A 15,934-nucleotide genomic window follows, 5' to 3' on the forward strand; every position below is an offset into this window, starting at 1 on the left:
GCGACTTGCTCACAGAGCGTTCACAGATCCTACAAATAGGTGGACGTCAGCGCTCGGTGAATTCGCGGGCCGCCAACTCGGCGATGTGCGCGGCGTTCAGGGCGGTCCCCTTGCGCAAGTTGTCGCCGCAGACGAAAAGTTCCAGTACGTGTGGATCGTCCGGCGAACTGCGCACCCGGCCGACCCACGTGGGGTCGGTGCCCACCACGTCCGCGGGCGTGGGGAACTCGCCGACCGCGGGGTTGTCGAAGAGCACCACACCGGGCGCGGTCGCCAGGATCTCGTGGGCCCGCGCCACATCCACCTCGGTCTCGAAGCGGGCGTGCACGGACGCGGAGTGCGTGGTGACGACCGGCACCCGCACACAGGTGGCGGCCACCGGCAGCCGCGGCAGATCGAGCAGCTTGCGCAACTCGTCGCGCAGCCCCAGCTCCTGCGAGGACCAGCCGTCGTCGGCGAGGTCACCGGCCCAGGGCACCACGTTCAGGGCGACCGGTGCCGCGAACGGACCGAGGTCGTCGCCCACGGCCCGGCGCACATCGCCCGGACTCGTGCCGAGCCCGGTCCCGGCCACCAGCGAGATCTGCCGGCGCAGCGCGTCGACTCCGGCCTGCCCCTCACCGCTGACGGCCTGGTAGGTGGAGACGACCAGTTCGCTCAGGCCGAACTCGGCGTGCAGCGCGCCGATCGCCACGATCATGGCGAGGGTGCTGGCGTGCGGGCTAGCGACGATGCCGCGCGGCCGCATCCGCACCGCGTGCGGATTGAGCTCGGGCACCACCAGGGGCACGTCCGCGGCCATCCGGAAGGCGGCCGAACTGTCCACCACCACCGCGCCCTTGGCGGCCGCGACCGGCGCCCAGCGGGCGGCGATGTCGGCAGGCACGAGGAAGACGACGACGTCGGAGCCGTCCAGGGCCTCTTCGCTCAGCGCGAGGACCTCGCACTCCTCGCCCCGCACGAGCAGCTTGCGGCCGGCCGAGCGCGCGGACGCGACGAGCCGCACCTCGCCCCAGACATCGGCGTGCTGGGACAGGATCTGGAGCATCACCGCACCGGCGCCCCCGGTCGCTCCGACGACCGTGAGCGCCGGCCTGTGGGTCATCGCCCGGTGCCTCCGTAGACGACGGCCTCGTCGCTGTCGGAGTCGAGGCCGAAGGCCGAGTGCACGGCGCGCACGGCGTTGTTGACGTCATCGGCACGGGTGACGACCGAGATGCGGATCTCGGAGGTCGAGATGAGCTCGATGTTCACGCCCGCGTCGGAGAGGGCCTCGAAGAAGCCCGCCGTGACACCCGGGTTGGTCTTCATGCCGGCGCCGACGAGGGAGATCTTGGCGATCTGGTCGTCGTAGCGCAGCGACTCGAAGCCGATGGTCGGCTTGGACCGCTCCAGGGCGTCGATGGCCTTGCGGCCCTCGGCCTTGGGCAGCGTGAACGAGATGTCGGTCAGACCCGTCGACGCGGCGGAGACGTTCTGCACCACCATGTCGATGTTGACCTCGGCGTCCGCGATGGTGCGGAAGATGGCCGCGGCCTCGCCCGGCTTGTCGGGCACCCCGACGACCGTGATCTTCGCCTCGGAGACGTCGTGGGCGACTCCGGAGATGATGGCGTGCTCCACCTGCTGGTCCCCTCGCGGTTCGTTGCTGACCCAGGTGCCCCGCAGCCCACTGAAGGACGAGCGCACGTGGATCGGGATGTTGTAACGGCGGGCGTACTCGACGCACCGGTGCAGGAGCACCTTGGAGCCGGACGCGGCCAGCTCCAGCATGTCCTCGAAGGAGATCCAGTCGATCTTCTTCGCCTTCTTGACGACCCGGGGGTCCGCGGTGAACACGCCGTCGACGTCCGTGTAGATCTCACAGACCTCGGCGTCGAGGGCCGCGGCGAGCGCGACGGCCGTCGTGTCCGAACCACCGCGCCCGAGCGTGGTGATGTTCTTGCCCTCCTGGCTGACGCCCTGGAACCCGGCGACGATGGCGATGTTGCCCTCGTCGATCGAGGTCCGGATGCGGCCCGGGGTGACATCGATGATCCGCGCCTTGTTGTGGACGGAGTCGGTGATGACGCCGGCCTGGCTGCCCGTGAACGACTGGGCCTGGTGACCCAGGCTTTTGATCGCCATGGCAAGCAGGGCCATGGAGATCCGCTCTCCGGCGGTCAGCAGCATGTCGAATTCCCGCCCGGCAGGCATGGGTGACACCTGCTCCGCGAGCTCGATCAACTCATCCGTCGTGTCGCCCATCGCGGAAACCACGACGACCACCTGGTGGCCGTTCTTCTTGGCTTCCACGATCCGCTTGGCGACGCGCTTGATGCCCTCGGCATCGGCAACGGAGGAGCCTCCGTACTTCTGCACGACAAGGCCCACGTGCGCTCCTCGCTCAGTTCATTACTGCGGTCGGCTCAGTTTAACGAGCGGGCCGGATTCGCCCCTGTCGTATCACTTCGTGAGATGTCCCGCTCACTTGGTGATCACCGGGCCGGTCCGGACCGCTCGCACGATCCGCCTGCCCATGGGGTACCGAAGTACTCGGCTTGTGGGCGGCGTCACAGACCGCCCGCCCCGGCCGGCCGGGGCTACTTGGCGTCGCGCAGACCGAGACCGAGCGGGCCCGCGAGCTCCTCGGCCATGACCCGGCCCGCCTCCTCCTCCAGGGCGTCCTCCGTCAGGTCCTCGTCGATGTCGAGGCCGTCCAGCGCCTGGAGCGGCTGGTCGAGGCGGACGTGGGCGACGAGCGACTGCAGCGCGCGCAGGGCGGCGGAGGCCGTCGAGCCCCAGTTGGAGAAGTAGGAGAACTGCCACCACCACAGCGCCTCGCTGGTGCGGCCCGCACGGTAGTGGGCCAGGCCGTGGCGCAGGTCGGTGACGACGTCGGCGAGGTCGTCGGAGATCCGGTGCGCCACCGGCGCCTTGCGCGGCTCATACGGGTCGAAGACCTCGGAGTACACGTCGATGGGTTCGAGCAGCCGGGCGAACCGCTCGCGCAGCTCGTCGAGGTCGGCCTCCGGGCCGAGGTCGGGCTCGTAGCGCTCGTCCGGGACGATGTCCTCGTGCGCGCCGAGCCGGCCGCCGGCGAGCAGCAGCTGGGAGACCTCCAGGAGGAGGAACGGCACGGCGCTGTCGGGCTCGTCGCCCTTGGCCACTTCCGTGACCGCGACGATGAAGGACTCGACCTGGTCGGCGATCTGGACCGCGAAGGAGTCCGGGTCCTGGGTGGTCGCGTGCAGCGTTGCGTCAGACATCGAGTTGACCTTCCTCGTACCCCTGCTGGGCGTGCCCCTGCTGAGCGTCATACATCGAGCAGCCGCCTTCCCTCGAAGGCCCGGCCCAGGGTGACCTCGTCGGCGTATTCGAGGTCGCCGCCGACCGGCAGGCCGCTGGCGAGCCGGGTGACCTTGAGGCCCATGGGCTTGATCATGCGGGCGAGGTAGGTGGCCGTGGCCTCGCCCTCCAGGTTCGGGTCGGTGGCCAGGATCAGCTCGGTGACCGTGCCGTCCGCGAGGCGGGTGAGCAGCTCGCGGATGCGCAGGTCGTCCGGGCCGACGCCCTCGATCGGGCTGATGGCCCCGCCCAGCACGTGGTAGCGGCCGCGGAACTCGCGGGTCCGCTCGATGGCCACCACGTCCTTGGGCTCCTCCACGACGCAGATGACCGTCTGGTCGCGGCGCGGGTCGCGGCAGATGTTGCACCGCTCCTCCTGTGCCACGTTGCCGCACACCGCGCAGAAGCGGACCTTGTCCTTGACTTCCAGAAGGGCGTGCGCGAGGCGGCGCACGTCGGTCGGCTCGGCCTGCAGGATGTGGAAGGCGATCCGCTGCGCGCTCTTGGGACCGACGCCGGGCAGCCTGCCCAACTCGTCGATGAGGTCCTGAACCACGCCTTCGTACAACGGAACGCCTCTCGTGGGTTGTTCTGACGCCTACGGTAGTTGGTGCGCGTCCGCCTCAGTAGGGCAGGCGCACGGACAGTCCGCGCGGGGCGGCGCGCGCCCCGGGGCCGGGGCCCCGGGCCCGTCCTAGAAGGGCAGGCCGGGCATGCCGCCCAGGCCCTGCGCCAGCGGGCCGAGCTTCTCCTGCTGGAGCTGCTGCGCGTTCTCGTTGGCGGCCTGCACGGCCGCCACGATCAGGTCGGCGAGGGTCTCGGTGTCCTCCGGGTCGACCGCCTTGGGGTCGATGGCGAGGGAGCGCAGTTCGCCCGAGCCGGTCACGGTCGCCTTGACGAGACCGCCGCCGGCCTGGCCCTCGACCTCGGTCGCGGCGAGCTCCTCCTGGGCAAGGGCGAGATCCTGCTGCATCTTCTGGGCCTGCTGGAGAAGCTGCTGCATGTTGGGCTGGCCACCACCAGGGATCACGTTTCACTCCGGATTTCGGTAGGACGGGTTTCGGTAGGACGGGTTTCGGTAGGACGGGTTTCGGTAGGACGGGCCGTCGGGGCGGCGGGGTTCCGTCGCCCCTTTCGGCACTCCGAGCCTACGTGGTCGACAGGCCGCCTGCTCCGCAACTCTTTCGAGTGACGCGGTGCGTGTTCCTATACCTGATCAAGGGCCACTTCCGGGCGGAAATACCTGGATATCGACGCCCGGGCCCTCCATTCGGCGGTAGGAATGGCGCTCGGGCGTCTCAGCAGGCGTCCATACGCCCTACGCACCTCGGGTGCCGACGGGCGTGACGTCATGTGCTTCGGCATTTACTACGTCAGGCACACGGAGCACGCGGCGCACGCTTTCACTACGTCCAGTACACGTCTAGGTCCAGTACACGTCCAGGTGCCCGTACGTCACTCGATGTCGCAGAGGGTCACAGCAGCAGTGCGGAGGGAGCGGCCGGGTGAGCCAGCCGGCGGACATGCAGCCCGAGGGGGCCCCGGGCCGGGCCCGGCGGGACGAGGGCACGCAGACGGGCGATCTGACCGGGCGGCCGTTCCCGCTCGGCGACTGGGGCGAGCCCGCCGAGCGCCTCGACGAGCTGTACCGCTGGGTGGAGGACGGCGCCCTGCGCACCGCCGAGTGGTACCTCGCCGACCGGCTGTGGAAGCGCCGCGGCGCGCGCACCCTGCGCTGCGGCACGGCGAGCGGCGCGATCGCGGGGGCGGTGCTCCCGCTGCTCGATCTGACCCGCGCCCTCGACGGCGCCGCGGGCTACGGCTATGTGTGCCTGCTCCTCGCCGGTGCGTGCATGGCCTGCGACCGCTACTTCGGGCTCACCTCGGGCTGGATGCGGGACGTGGCCACCGCGCAGGCCGTGCAGCGCAGACTCCAGGGGCTTCAGTTCGACTGGGCCTCGGAGAGCGTGCGCGAGGTGCTCGGACCCACCGAGGGCACCGCGAGCGAGGCCGCCGAGCGCTGCCTCTCGGTGCTGCGCCGGTTCACCGAGGACGTGACCGAGCTGGTCCGCTCGGAGACGGCGGACTGGATGGTGGAGTTCCGCTCGGGGCCCGCGCCGCTGGTCATGCAGACCCTGAGCGCGGCGGCCCCGCGCACGGACGGCGCCCCGGGCCCCGGCCGCTTCCCGCTGCCCCCGGCCACCCGGCCGAACATGCCGCGCCAGCGGCCGCCGGAGGGTCCGCGCTGAGCCCCTCCCGGCGACCCACGGCCGAGCCCGACCGGCTCAGCTCGATCGGCTCAGCTCGACCCGCTCGGCTCGAACCAGCTCGGCTCAGCTGAAGATGATCATCGAGCCCTGGGCGAGGCTGCGCGTGGCCGCAGCGTGCAGCCCCAGCCACACGTGCCGCTCGCGCGCGAACGGGCTCTCGTCGTACGGGATGGGTCCGGCCGGCTCCTCAAGGGACGTGGGCCGGGTCGGCGGGGCGGGGGCGGTCGGAGGGTTGGCCGGATCTATTCCAATGGCCGGGCCCACGAACTGCAGCTCCCGCAGCAGACCCTGCGCGGAGCCGAGCGGTCCGCCGCCCGCGAGGAGCTCCTCGTTGGAGAGCGGCGAGGCGAAGTCCACCGGCACGTAGGCGCCCGCGTGGTCGTAGTGCCACACGAGGTGGGACTGCTGGGCCGTCGGCTCGAACATCTCCAGGAGCTGCTCGTAGTCGCCGCCGAGCTCGTCGACGGGCGTCACCGCGAGGCCGCACAGCTGGAGCAGGTAGGCCCGGCGCAGGAAGTGCAGCGCGTCGTAGTCGAACCCGGCCACCGGTGCCACGTCCCCGGACAGGCCCGGCATGTACGCGAAGACCGGCACGGGCGGCAGCCCGGCGTCGCCGAGCGCCTTGTCGTACGAGGCGATCTCCTCCGCGAACGGATTGTCGGGGCTGTGGCACAGCACGTCGACGAGGGGGACCAGCCACAGGTCACAGGCCAAGACGGGCTCGCTCTCAACTCGTTTCGTGCGATGGTCGGGACAGCGTAATGCGCCGGGCACGCTGCGCGAAGAGTGCCCGTCAACTCCCGTTGCGGGGTGACCGGATACCCCCGTACCCGGTCGGGAGGGTTTACCCACGAGGCCGTCCGTTACTCGGACTCGGCGGCAGGTCGCGGGAGGTCACCGCACCTGCGACACGTCCCAGATCCAGACCCCGCCGACCTTCGTGCCCGGCTTCCCGCCGAGCAGCCGGCTCACCGTCTCGTACAGCTGGGGCGCCTGCGGCTGCGGAGCGAGGACGAGGACGCCCGCGTGCCAGTACGCGAGGTCCGCCCGGGCCTGGTTCTGCCAGTCCGTGCCGATGTCGGGGATGGGCTTGCCGGAGCGGATGTCGCCGAACAGGTTCGACGTCCAGCGCGGTGAAGCCCCGTAGATGCCGATGCGGTCCGGGCCCCAGGGCCCGTTGAAGTAGCCGCCCGGCACCGAGAAGCCGAGGCCGGTCGACGACTGCCAGTGCAGGGCCTCGGCCGAGCCGGGGTCGGGCAGCGGCACCGGGACCAGGGACTCGCCGGGCCCCACGTACTTCTTCCACATCCCCGAGGAGATGAACTCGGGCACCTCGGGCCGGGCGTTCGTCGGGAACGACGTCGGGACGATCGGCAGCAGGGCGAGCGCGATCGCGGTGAAGCCCGCCGCCCGGATCACGCGCGTGCGGCCGAGCGCGAGGCGGCCCGCGCCCAGCGCGATCAGGGCGCCGAGCGCCGGTGCGCAGATCATCGCGACCCGGCCCTCGATCACCGACTCGAAGAGCGGCTTGTGCGCGAACAGCTTCCAGGGCCCGGTGAACACCACGTCCGTGTAAGGGATGCGGATCTTCTGCCCGAGCGAGAGCACCGCCGCCGCGACCCCGGTGAACGCGAGCGCCTTGACCAGCGGCCGCCGCCACAGCCGTACGACGAGGGCGAAGGCGAGTGCCACGAGCGGCCAGCCGTAGAAGGCGTTCTGCTCGGTGCGGTTGAGGGCCAGCCTGTCCGCGGTGGTGTCGTCGCCCCACAGCGAGCGGCCCGCGAACTCGATCAGCGCGAGCGGCGAATTGCCCGCGCTGTCGCCGTGCAGCACGCTGTGATAGCTCTGCGCCCCCGCGAACTGCCGGTACAGCGGATACGCGACCAGGACCAGACACACCCCCACCGCGTACGCCATGCCCTGCGCGAGCGGCCTGATCGCGGCGCGGGCGACATCGCGCCGGGCGAGCGCGTACGACAGCGCGAACAGGGCCATGCCGAGCGCGGCGAGCAGCAGCACCTCCTCGCCGAGGAAGATCTGGTACGTCGTGAACAGGCCGAGGACGAGCCCGTCGCGGCGGATGTCGCGGCCCTCGCAGAGCCGCAGCGCACGGTCGATGATCAGCGGGATCATGAACAGGACGCAGAAGTTCGGGTGGGCGTTGGCGTGCGAGATCATCGGCGGCGCGAACGCGGCGAGCGCCCCGCCGAGCCCCGCCGCCCACCGGTTCCCGGTCACCCGGCGGGCGAACAGCCAGTACCAGGCGTACGCGGTCGCCGCCATCCCCAGGGTGAGGACGAGCGCCCAGGTGAGCGTCGGCCCGAAGGCGAGCGTGATCGGCGCGAAGGGCACCGACAGGCCCAGCATCGGGGTGTTGCCCATCAGGTTCACACCGTCGGGGAAGTTCTGGACGGTGGTGAACAGGGGGTCGCGCAGATGGGCCACGTTGTCCGCGGTGACCGCGAAGAACCACTCCCACTGGTTCTGGTCCTGCATCGAGTCGCTGAGATAGCTCCGCCCGAGATCGCCCCACAGGTTCTTGTAGAGCAGCACGGTCGACAGCAGGTAGAGGGCGCCGAGCACCAGATCGACGCGGCGCACCGCGCGCGCCTTGAGGCGGCCCAGCTCCCACAGGACCTTGCCGTAGTCGGCCGCGCCCACCTTGGAGCCCTCCTGGTGCGACCAGCGCACCGGCACCTCGGCGACCGGCCAGCCCCTGCGGCGGAAGAACTGGAGGATCTCCACGTCGATGCCCCAGCCGTCCAGGCGGGCGTCGGCGAACGCGGCACGCGCCTTGTCGCCGTCGAACAGCTTGAAGCCGCACTGGGTGTCGTGGATGCCGGGCACCGCCACGGCCCGGATCAGCCGGTTGCCCATCCGGCCGAGCGTCTCGCGCAACCGGCTCTGGTGGACCTCGATACGGGCCCCGGGGCGGGCGCGCGAGCCGATCGCGGCGGCCGTCTCGCCCTCGGTCATCGCCTTGGCGAGATGGTCCAACTCCTCGATGGGGGTGGCCAGATCGGCGTCCGTGACCAGCACCCGGCGCCCGTACGAGGCCAGCACCCCGAGCCGCAGGGCGTGCCCCTTGCCCCGGTTGGTCTCGCTGACGACGACACTGATGCGGGGGTCGCCCGCGGCGGCCTCGCGCGCGACCCGCACGGTCCCGTCGCCCGATCCGTCGTCGACGACTATCAGCTCCCAGGCGCAGCTGTCGCCGAGGTGGGCGCGGATCGCGTCGAGGGTGGGCGCGAGGCGCTGCTCCTCGTTGTAGGCCGGGACGACAACGCTCAGTTCGACCTGTCCGGCCGGATCGGTGATCACCGCGGCAGTCGCTCCGCCCATACGAGGGATTCGTCGTTGTAGGCGGCGATCAGCACCCGCGCCGCCTCGAAGTCGCCGAGGGCGAGCGCCGAGACGACCTCGCCGTGACCGGTCCACAGCCAGTCGCTGAGTTCGCCGTGACCGCGCAGATAGGGGACCGCGAACACCCAGCTCTGCATGCGCAGGCGGTGCAGGAACTCGGAGATGTAGGTGTTGCCGGCGAGCGCGCACAGCTCCCGCCAGAACCGCAGGTCGTAGCCGACCAGGATGTTCAGATCGCCGCCGCGGGCGGCCCGCGCGGCCTCTTCGCCGCGCCGCCGCACCGATACGAGGGCGGGGCCGTGCGGCTCGACGGCGCCGGGGACCGCGGCCCGCCGGAATATCCCGTCGACCACGAGGGCCCGGGCCTCGACCATGCCCTTGTAGTCCTCGACGGTGAACACCCGCACCCGGAAACCCCGGTGCTGGTCGGAGTCGAGCAGGCCCTGTGCACAGAGGTCGACGAGCGCCTCGCGCACGGGCGTCGCCGAGACGCCGTACTGCTCGGCTATCTGTTTGACGGTGAATTCCTCACCGGGCTGCATACGCCCCGCGAGCACCTCGTCACGCAGCGCGTCCGCTATCTGCTGTCGAAGGGTGTTGCGGGTGACCGCTCCGCTCGCGGGCATGACTCGCTCCCCTCCTCCGGCTCCGGGCCACCCTATGGGGTGCCCGGAAACCGGACAAAGGAGAGCGGGGTTCCGCCGCCCGGCCCCGGCCCGGCCGAGGCCCTGAACAGGGCGGACGCGCCGAGAGCAGCGGGGCCGCTCAGGACGTCCGCATCACACGGTGTGCTGGTCGGCCACCGTCAGCGCCTCGTCGAGCACCGCGAGGCCTTCCTTGGCCTCGCCCTCGGTGATGTTGCAGGGCGGGGCGACGTGGGTGCGGTTCATGTTGATGAAGGGCCACAGCCCGTTCTTCTTGCAGGCGGCGCCGAAGGCGGCCATCGGGGCGTTGTCCGCGCCGCTCGCGTTGTACGGGACCAGCGGCTCGCGCGTCTCCTGGCTGCGCACCAGCTCCAGCGCCCAGAACACACCGAGTCCGCGGACCTCGCCGACGGAGGGGTGCCGCTCGGCGATCTCACGAAGGCCCGGCTCCAGCACGGTCGCGCCGATGTGGGCGGCGTGCTCGACGATGCCCTCCTCCTCCATCACCTTGATGGTGGCGACGGCCGCGGCGCAGGCCAGCGGGTGTCCGGAGTAGGTGAGTCCGCCGGGGAAGGGCCGGTGCTCGAAGGTCTCGGCGATCTTCTGGCTGATGGCGACGCCGCCGAGCGGCACGTACCCGGAGTTGACGCCCTTGGCGAAGGTGAGCAGGTCGGGCACCACGTCGTAGTGATCGGCCGCGAACCACTTGCCGGTACGGCCGAACCCGGCCATCACCTCGTCCAGGATGAGGACGATCCCGTACTTGTCGCAGAGCGCGCGCACGCCGGGCAGGTAGCCGGGCGGCGGCGTCATGATCCCGGCGGTACCCGGCACGGACTCCAGGATGACCGAGGCGATGGTGCCAGGGCCCTCGAAGACGATGGTGTCCTCAAGGTGCTTGAGCGCGCGCGAGCACTCCTCGGCCTCGGTGGTGGCGTGGAAGGGCGACCGGTACAGGAACGGCGCCCAGAACCGCGCGACGCCCGCGGAGCCGCTGTCGGAGGCCCAGCGCCGCGGGTCGCCCGTCAGGTTGATCGCCGTGTTCGTACCGCCGTGGTACGAGCGGTACGCGCTCAGCACCTTGTGGCGTCCGGTGTGCAGCCGGGCCATCCGGATCGCGTTCTCGACGGCCTCCGCACCCGCGTTGGTGAAGAAGATCTTGTCAAGGTCCCCCGGGGTGCGCTCGGCGATCAGCCGGGCCGCCTCCGAGCGCGCCTCGACGGCGAACGCGGGCGCGAAGGTCGTCATCTTCGCGGCCTGCTCCTGGATCGCGGCGACGACCTTCGGGTGCTGGTAGCCGATGTTCGTGAAGACGAGCCCGCTGGCGAAGTCGAGATAGCGGTTGCCCTCGTAGTCCCAGAAGTAGGACCCCTCCGCGCCGGCCACGGCGAGCGGGTCGATCAGGCCCTGGGCGGACCAGGAGTGGAACACGTGCGCGCGGTCGGCGGCCTTCACAGCCGCGCCGGCCTGGGGATCGGGGGTGCCTTGAGGGGTCATGCCCCCAGGGTAGGTAAGCCCGGCTGAGAACGGCCATGGCCATCCTGTCCACCCTGGCCCGCGCCGCTCGGCAAAGTGTCGCCCACGCCTCCTCCGCGGAGCCCCGGCCCCCGGGCACGCCCGTGCCCGACAGCGGACGGAACCGGGCCCCAGGGGCGCGAGGGACTGCGCGAACGACCACGCACGCCCGCAGCCGGGAACGGGGCCGAGGGCAGCATGGCCCATACCGCCCGGCCCCGCGGGGACCCCGCATATCCTCACCGAGTCGACCCCCACCCCCCGAAGGGCACCCGGCATGGACCGCACGCAGCGCCTACAGCCGGCCGACCCGGAGCGAATAGGCGGCTACCGGCTGCTCGCCCGCCTGGGCGCGGGCGGCATGGGCCAGGTCTACCTCGCCCGTTCCGACCGCGGCCGCACCGTCGCCGTGAAACTGGTCCGCCCCGACCTCGCCGACCAGGCCGACTTCCGGGCCCGCTTCCGCCAGGAAGTACGCGCGGCCCGCAGAGTGGGCGGGCTGTGGACCGCCCCCGTCCTGGACGCCGACACCGACGCCCCGGTCCCCTGGATCGCGACCGGTTACGTCCCCGGCCCCGATCTCCAGACCGTCGTCGAAGACCACGGCCCGCTCCCCGAGCACTCCGTACGCGTCCTCGCGCAGGGCCTGGCCCTCGCCCTCCAGGACATCCACACCGTCGGCCTCGTGCACCGCGACCTGAAGCCCTCCAACGTCCTGGTCACCGTCGACGGCCCCCGCGTCATCGACTTCGGCGTCGCCCGCGCCCTGGAGGCCGGCACGGACGGCGGCCTGACCCGCACGGGCGCCCTCATCGGCTCGCCCGGCTTCATGGCCCCGGAACAGATACGCGGCGACCGAATCACCCCCGCCTGCGACGTGTTCTGCCTCGGCTCGGTCCTGGCGTACGCGGCGAGCGGCAGGCTTCCGTTCGGGGAGGCGGCGGGCGGGGTGCACGCCCTGATGTTCCGCATCGCGCAGGAACCCCCGGACCTCGACGGCGTACCCGAGTCCCTCCAGGAGCTGATCGGCGACTGCCTGCACAAGAATCCGGCGGCCCGCCCCACCCTCGACCGCGTCCTGGAGCGCATCCCCGCCCCCACTCACCACCCGTGGCTGCCCGCGCCACTGGTGGCCCAACTGGCAAGCGAAGCAGCCCGGTTGCTGGACCTGGAGGACCCCGCTCCCGAGTCGCGTACGCAGCCCTCGACGCAACCCCCGGCGTCGCCGCCCCCGCCGTACGACCCGTATGACGCCACCGCCTACGCGGCCTACTCCCCCGAGCCCGAACCGGAGCCCCCGCTGCGCCGCAGCGCCAAGTCCACGGCGGCGCTGATCGCGGTGGCCCTGGTGGTCGCGGTCGGCGCGGGCGGCTCGGTGTACGCGTTCATGAGCAGCGACCCCGAGCGGCCGGACCCGAAACCGACCGCCCCGCGCACCGCCCCCGGAGCGGCCACTCCGAGCCCGGGCCCCGCCGGGTCCCGCGGCGTCCCGGACGTCATACCGCAGCAGTACATAGGCAGCTGGTCGGCCGTCATACCCAGCAACTCCGGTGACAATCAACGCCACTTGGTGATCCGCGCGGGCCGGGTCGGCGACCCCGTGTTCACGCTCACGGCCGACGGCAGCGGCTACCACTGCATTTTCGAGGCCCGTCTGACCGAGGCCCCCGCCTCGTCCGACGCCCCGCTCAGGATCGGGCCGTCCGAGGTGGGCCCCGGGTCGACGGGCCCCTGCAACCCCGGCCGGGCGAGCACCGTCAGCGTCATGCCGGACGGCCGCCTGCACCGCCAGACCGTCGGCACGAGCGAGTTCCTCGACTACACGAAGGGCAACGGCTAGCGGATCGGGAAGCCGAACGTGTGGCCCTGGGCCTTGAACCACGGCAGGAGCCTGCGCAGGGCCTCCAGGGTCTGCGAGCGGTTGCCGCCCGCATCGTGGAAGAGGACGGTCGGCCCGTTGTGCAGCTCCTTCTCGACGGTGGCGACGATGGCGTCGGTACCGGGCCGCTCGAAGTCCTTGCTGTCCACGTTCCAGCCCAGCGGACGCATGCCACGGGAGGCGGCGAGTTCACGGCTGTACGGGGTGAACGCCCCGCCCGGCGCCCGGTAGTACATGGGCTTCACGCCACCGGACGCCTTGGTAATCATCGCCTCGGCGTCGAGGATCTGCTGCGACTGGTAGGCCTGCGACGCCTTGTCCATGGAGGTGTTGTGGGACACGGTGTGGTCGCACAGCCGGTGTCCGGCCGCGACGACCTTCTTCACGAGGTCCGGGTGGGCCTGGGCCTGCGTACCCACCATGCAGAAGGTGGCCTTCACCCCGTACTGCTTGAGCAGGTCGAGGACTTGCGGGGTCCACGTGGGGTCGGGGCCGTCGTCGATGGTGATGTTCACGCCGCGCGGGCCCGCGTCCGAGGAGTGCGCGATGGTCGTCTCGACACGCTTGCCGTCATTGCCGGGCGTGGCCGACGCGCTCGCCTTCGGCTTGGGGGCGTCCGCCGTGCCGGCCTGCGCGGTCCACACCGATGCCCCGGTGGCCAGCAACGTCACCCCGAGCGCGGCGCCGACCAACTTGCCGTGCCAGCCCCGCCCGCCGTGCCGTGCCATGTCCGCCTCTTTTCGTCGCAGTCCCTCGTCCCCGGTCACCTGACATGACGAGTCGCGACGGCCGGAGGCTCCCGCTGTTACCGACTGCGCACAATTCCGGGAAGGTTCCCGGACGTCCCGGATCGGCGCCACCGGCCGGCCGGCAATTCAACGCAGTTGCCATACGAGCGAGTTCAGCAGCGGCGTATGGACAAAACGATCGACCCCCGACGGCAGGCAGCGCCACGACAACGGCCACGTGTGTCCGCTCAGCGCGGGTACGGGTACGTAACTGACGCTGCCGAAATCCGAGTTGAACGGGATCGCGCGGGCGGGCCACGAACGGTGGGACGTGCTGCGCGGCGGCACCAGGAAATACACCGCCCGGCAGCCCAGCGCGTCCATGACGATCGGCCCCGGGTCGCCCCCGGTCAGCTCCTCCATCGCGTCCGCCACGCACCGCCCCGCGTCCCCGTCGATCCGTACCGCGTCGAATTGCACGCCCGCTTTGCTGAGCCGAATGCCGCAGAGCGGAATCCAGTCCAGGTTTGCGTCGCCGATTTCCGTATCCACGGGGACAGTCTGGGCCCGCCCCGCTACCGTTTTCCATGGCCTCGGAGGGACCGTCGGGGAGCCGTTGATCAGCCCCAACTCCCTTGTCGGGGAGTTGAATTCGGCGGGGTCGGGTTGTGACCGGTTGAGACCGGTCGAGACGGAGCGTGATCAGAAATGGCACGAGCGGAAAACAAGGAGACGGCTGGGCCGACGGCCCAGATGGTGGCGAAACTGGCCCGGAAATTCCGGGCCCGGAAAGGGTGGACGCAGGAGGAATTGGGTAAGCAGATCGGTTTCTCCGGCGCCTCAGTGAGTGCGATGGAGACACTGGCACAGCCGGCGTCGGACGACATGCTGGTTGCGCTGGAGCGTGTCCTCGGAGACGGCTTGGACATCTTCGAGGACGCCCGTGTGCCGATGCGGCTGGAGAGGTACCCCGCGCAGTTCCAGGACTACGTCGCACTGGAGCGGAAGGCCTTGGTGCTGCGACCGTACGTGACCTTCGTCGTCCACGGCCTCTTCCAGACCGAGGAGTACGCTCGGGCGCTCATCGGCGGCGGCTACCCACCGTGGACCGAGCAGCGCGTCGAGGAACTGGTGGTGGCGCGTCTGGCACGCAAGGCACTCTTCGACCGATCGCCCGCCCCACTGATCGAGCTGGTGCTGGAGGAGTCGGTACTGAGGAGGGTGATCGGGGGGCCGGAGGTCATGCGGGGGCAGATGTTGCATCTCGCGGAGTGCGCACGGCGGCGTAATGTGACCATCCAAGTGCTGCCGCTGGACTGCGGGTTGAGCGGTGAACACTCGGGTGATCGAGGAACGATGAACGTAATGGAGACCCTGGACCACGACCGCCTCGGCTTCTTGGAGGTACAGGGCGAAGGTCTGTTGATCACCGATGCTTCAAAGGTAAGTGCGCTTGAGCGGAGCTTCGCAAAGATCCAGTCACAGGCCCTGGACCCTCGCACTTCCCTGGGCCTCATCGAGGAGTTGGCGGGAGAGCGGAAATGAGCGACATCCTACAGTGGTTCAAGTCCAGCTACAGCGACAGCGGGGGCGGCGACTGCGTAGAGGTGGCCGCCAGCTGCGAGGCTGTCCACGTGAGGGACTCGAAGGTGGCGGACGGCCCCTCGTTCGCGGTCGCACCGCGCGCCTGGGCCGCGTTCCTGACGTGGGAAGGCGCGGCGCTCGGCCCGGCCGGGGTTTGAGGGTGCTAGGGGGCGGAGGACAGATCCACCGCCCCCAACCCCCTTGCCCGCGCCCACCACGGCGGAGCCGCAGCGTGGCACAGCGGGAAGGGGTGGGGCGGGGTGCTCCCCGAGGGCCCCGGTGACAAAGCTGCGACGGAAGCGCGTTGCACCCGCGACACCCGTTCGATAGACATGGAGGGCATGGAAGTCGCCGTACGAGGCCGGTGGTACGAGGCCACCGACGCGGCCGCATCGAATACGGGGGTGTGTGCGTGAAGTTCGACATGGGGTCCACGACTCTGTCCGATCTGGGGAAGAGCACCGAGGGGTCGAGTGGTGATCTCGGTTCGCTGATCCGGCAGTTGATCGCCGCGGCCGATCCGCTGGAGGGCAAGTTCAACGGGGCGGGCAAGGCCGCCTTCGACTCGTTCAAGGCGCACGCGGACGAGATCACCAACGATCTGAACGGGTCGCTCCAGGACAT

15 protein-coding genes and 1 pseudogene are annotated in these 15,934 nt (G+C 70.7%); 5 read left to right on the plus strand and 11 right to left on the minus strand.

Annotated features, from left to right (window positions below; translation table 11 throughout):
• Positions 1 to 46: 46 nt before the first annotated feature.
• The 5 genes from IE267_RS16780 to IE267_RS16800 form a co-directional block, all read right to left on the minus strand.
• Positions 47 to 1,105: an aspartate-semialdehyde dehydrogenase gene (locus IE267_RS16780; RefSeq protein ID WP_167158826.1), complete on the minus strand. Its 1,059-nt coding sequence runs from the start codon at positions 1,103 to 1,105 to the stop codon at positions 47 to 49.
• Positions 1,102 to 2,373, minus strand: a complete 1,272-nt coding sequence (locus IE267_RS16785) for an aspartate kinase (protein ID WP_161248162.1) — start codon at positions 2,371 to 2,373, stop codon at positions 1,102 to 1,104. Before IE267_RS16785 ends, IE267_RS16780 begins: the two co-directional genes overlap by 4 nt.
• 209 nt (positions 2,374 to 2,582) lie before the next feature.
• Complete coding sequence (locus IE267_RS16790; RefSeq protein ID WP_167158824.1) at positions 2,583 to 3,248, minus strand: DUF5063 domain-containing protein; 666 nt, start codon at positions 3,246 to 3,248, stop codon at positions 2,583 to 2,585.
• A 47-nt stretch (positions 3,249 to 3,295) separates the two neighbouring features.
• The gene (gene recR / locus IE267_RS16795) at positions 3,296 to 3,895 is read right to left on the minus strand and encodes a recombination mediator RecR (protein WP_167158822.1); all 600 of its coding nucleotides are present in this window, start codon (positions 3,893 to 3,895) and stop codon (positions 3,296 to 3,298) included.
• A 126-nt stretch (positions 3,896 to 4,021) separates the two neighbouring features.
• Entirely contained in the window at positions 4,022 to 4,357 is a 336-nt protein-coding gene (locus IE267_RS16800; RefSeq protein WP_100573786.1) for a YbaB/EbfC family nucleoid-associated protein, read from the minus strand.
• A gap of 475 nt (positions 4,358 to 4,832) precedes the next feature.
• Here IE267_RS16800 and IE267_RS16805 point away from each other — a divergent pair, with 475 nt between their 5' ends.
• On the plus strand, positions 4,833 to 5,576 hold the full coding sequence (locus tag IE267_RS16805; RefSeq protein ID WP_189763738.1) for an SLATT domain-containing protein: 744 nt from the start codon (positions 4,833 to 4,835) through the stop codon (positions 5,574 to 5,576).
• Positions 5,577 to 5,660: 84 nt separating this feature from the next.
• Here the strand turns inward: IE267_RS16805 and IE267_RS16810 are convergent, their stop codons facing one another.
• The 4 genes from IE267_RS16810 to IE267_RS16825 all read right to left on the minus strand — a co-directional run bounded on the left by IE267_RS16810 (position 5,661) and on the right by IE267_RS16825 (position 11,101).
• Positions 5,661 to 6,311 carry a putative DNA-mimic protein gene (locus IE267_RS16810; protein WP_161252664.1) on the minus strand — a complete coding sequence of 217 codons (651 nt, stop codon included), beginning with the start codon at positions 6,309 to 6,311 and terminating at the stop codon, positions 5,661 to 5,663.
• Between the two features lie 180 nt (positions 6,312 to 6,491).
• Positions 6,492 to 8,939, minus strand: coding sequence for a dolichyl-phosphate beta-glucosyltransferase (locus tag IE267_RS16815; protein WP_189763739.1), 2,448 nt, complete (start codon positions 8,937 to 8,939; stop codon positions 6,492 to 6,494).
• Positions 8,915 to 9,586 carry a GntR family transcriptional regulator gene (locus IE267_RS16820; RefSeq protein ID WP_161252660.1) on the minus strand — a complete coding sequence of 224 codons (672 nt, stop codon included), beginning with the start codon at positions 9,584 to 9,586 and terminating at the stop codon, positions 8,915 to 8,917. Before IE267_RS16820 ends, IE267_RS16815 begins: the two co-directional genes overlap by 25 nt.
• 153 nt (positions 9,587 to 9,739) lie before the next feature.
• Positions 9,740 to 11,101, minus strand: coding sequence for an aspartate aminotransferase family protein (locus tag IE267_RS16825; protein WP_167158818.1), 1,362 nt, complete (start codon positions 11,099 to 11,101; stop codon positions 9,740 to 9,742).
• A gap of 295 nt (positions 11,102 to 11,396) precedes the next feature.
• Here IE267_RS16825 and IE267_RS16830 point away from each other — a divergent pair, with 295 nt between their 5' ends.
• On the plus strand, positions 11,397 to 12,959 hold the full coding sequence (locus IE267_RS16830; RefSeq protein WP_189763740.1) for a serine/threonine-protein kinase: 1,563 nt from the start codon (positions 11,397 to 11,399) through the stop codon (positions 12,957 to 12,959).
• Here the strand turns inward: IE267_RS16830 and IE267_RS16835 are convergent.
• Both IE267_RS16835 and IE267_RS16840 read right to left on the minus strand, forming a co-directional pair.
• Positions 12,956 to 13,726 carry a polysaccharide deacetylase family protein gene (locus IE267_RS16835; protein ID WP_167158814.1) on the minus strand — a complete coding sequence of 257 codons (771 nt, stop codon included), beginning with the start codon at positions 13,724 to 13,726 and terminating at the stop codon, positions 12,956 to 12,958. The two genes, IE267_RS16830 and IE267_RS16835, sit on opposite strands and share 4 nt — an antisense overlap.
• A 147-nt stretch (positions 13,727 to 13,873) precedes the next feature.
• Positions 13,874 to 14,278: a hypothetical protein gene (locus IE267_RS16840; protein WP_189763741.1), complete on the minus strand. Its 405-nt coding sequence runs from the start codon at positions 14,276 to 14,278 to the stop codon at positions 13,874 to 13,876.
• A gap of 156 nt (positions 14,279 to 14,434) precedes the next feature.
• On the opposite strand from IE267_RS16840, the gene IE267_RS16845 reads away from it, so the two are divergent.
• From IE267_RS16845 to IE267_RS16855, 3 genes and pseudogenes are all read left to right on the plus strand, one after another.
• Positions 14,435 to 15,271 carry a helix-turn-helix domain-containing protein gene (locus IE267_RS16845; protein WP_189763742.1) on the plus strand — a complete coding sequence of 279 codons (837 nt, stop codon included), beginning with the start codon at positions 14,435 to 14,437 and terminating at the stop codon, positions 15,269 to 15,271.
• Entirely contained in the window at positions 15,268 to 15,468 is a 201-nt protein-coding gene (locus IE267_RS16850; RefSeq protein WP_189763743.1) for a DUF397 domain-containing protein, read from the plus strand. The genes IE267_RS16845 and IE267_RS16850 overlap by 4 nt, the downstream gene beginning before the upstream one ends.
• A gap of 254 nt (positions 15,469 to 15,722) precedes the next feature.
• Positions 15,723 to 15,934: pseudogene (locus tag IE267_RS16855) on the plus strand (hypothetical protein); the annotation flags it as partial.

The organism is Streptomyces xanthochromogenes, from assembly GCF_014650455.1.
GTDB classification, from domain to species: Bacteria; Actinomycetota; Actinomycetes; order Streptomycetales; family Streptomycetaceae; genus Streptomyces; species Streptomyces xanthochromogenes.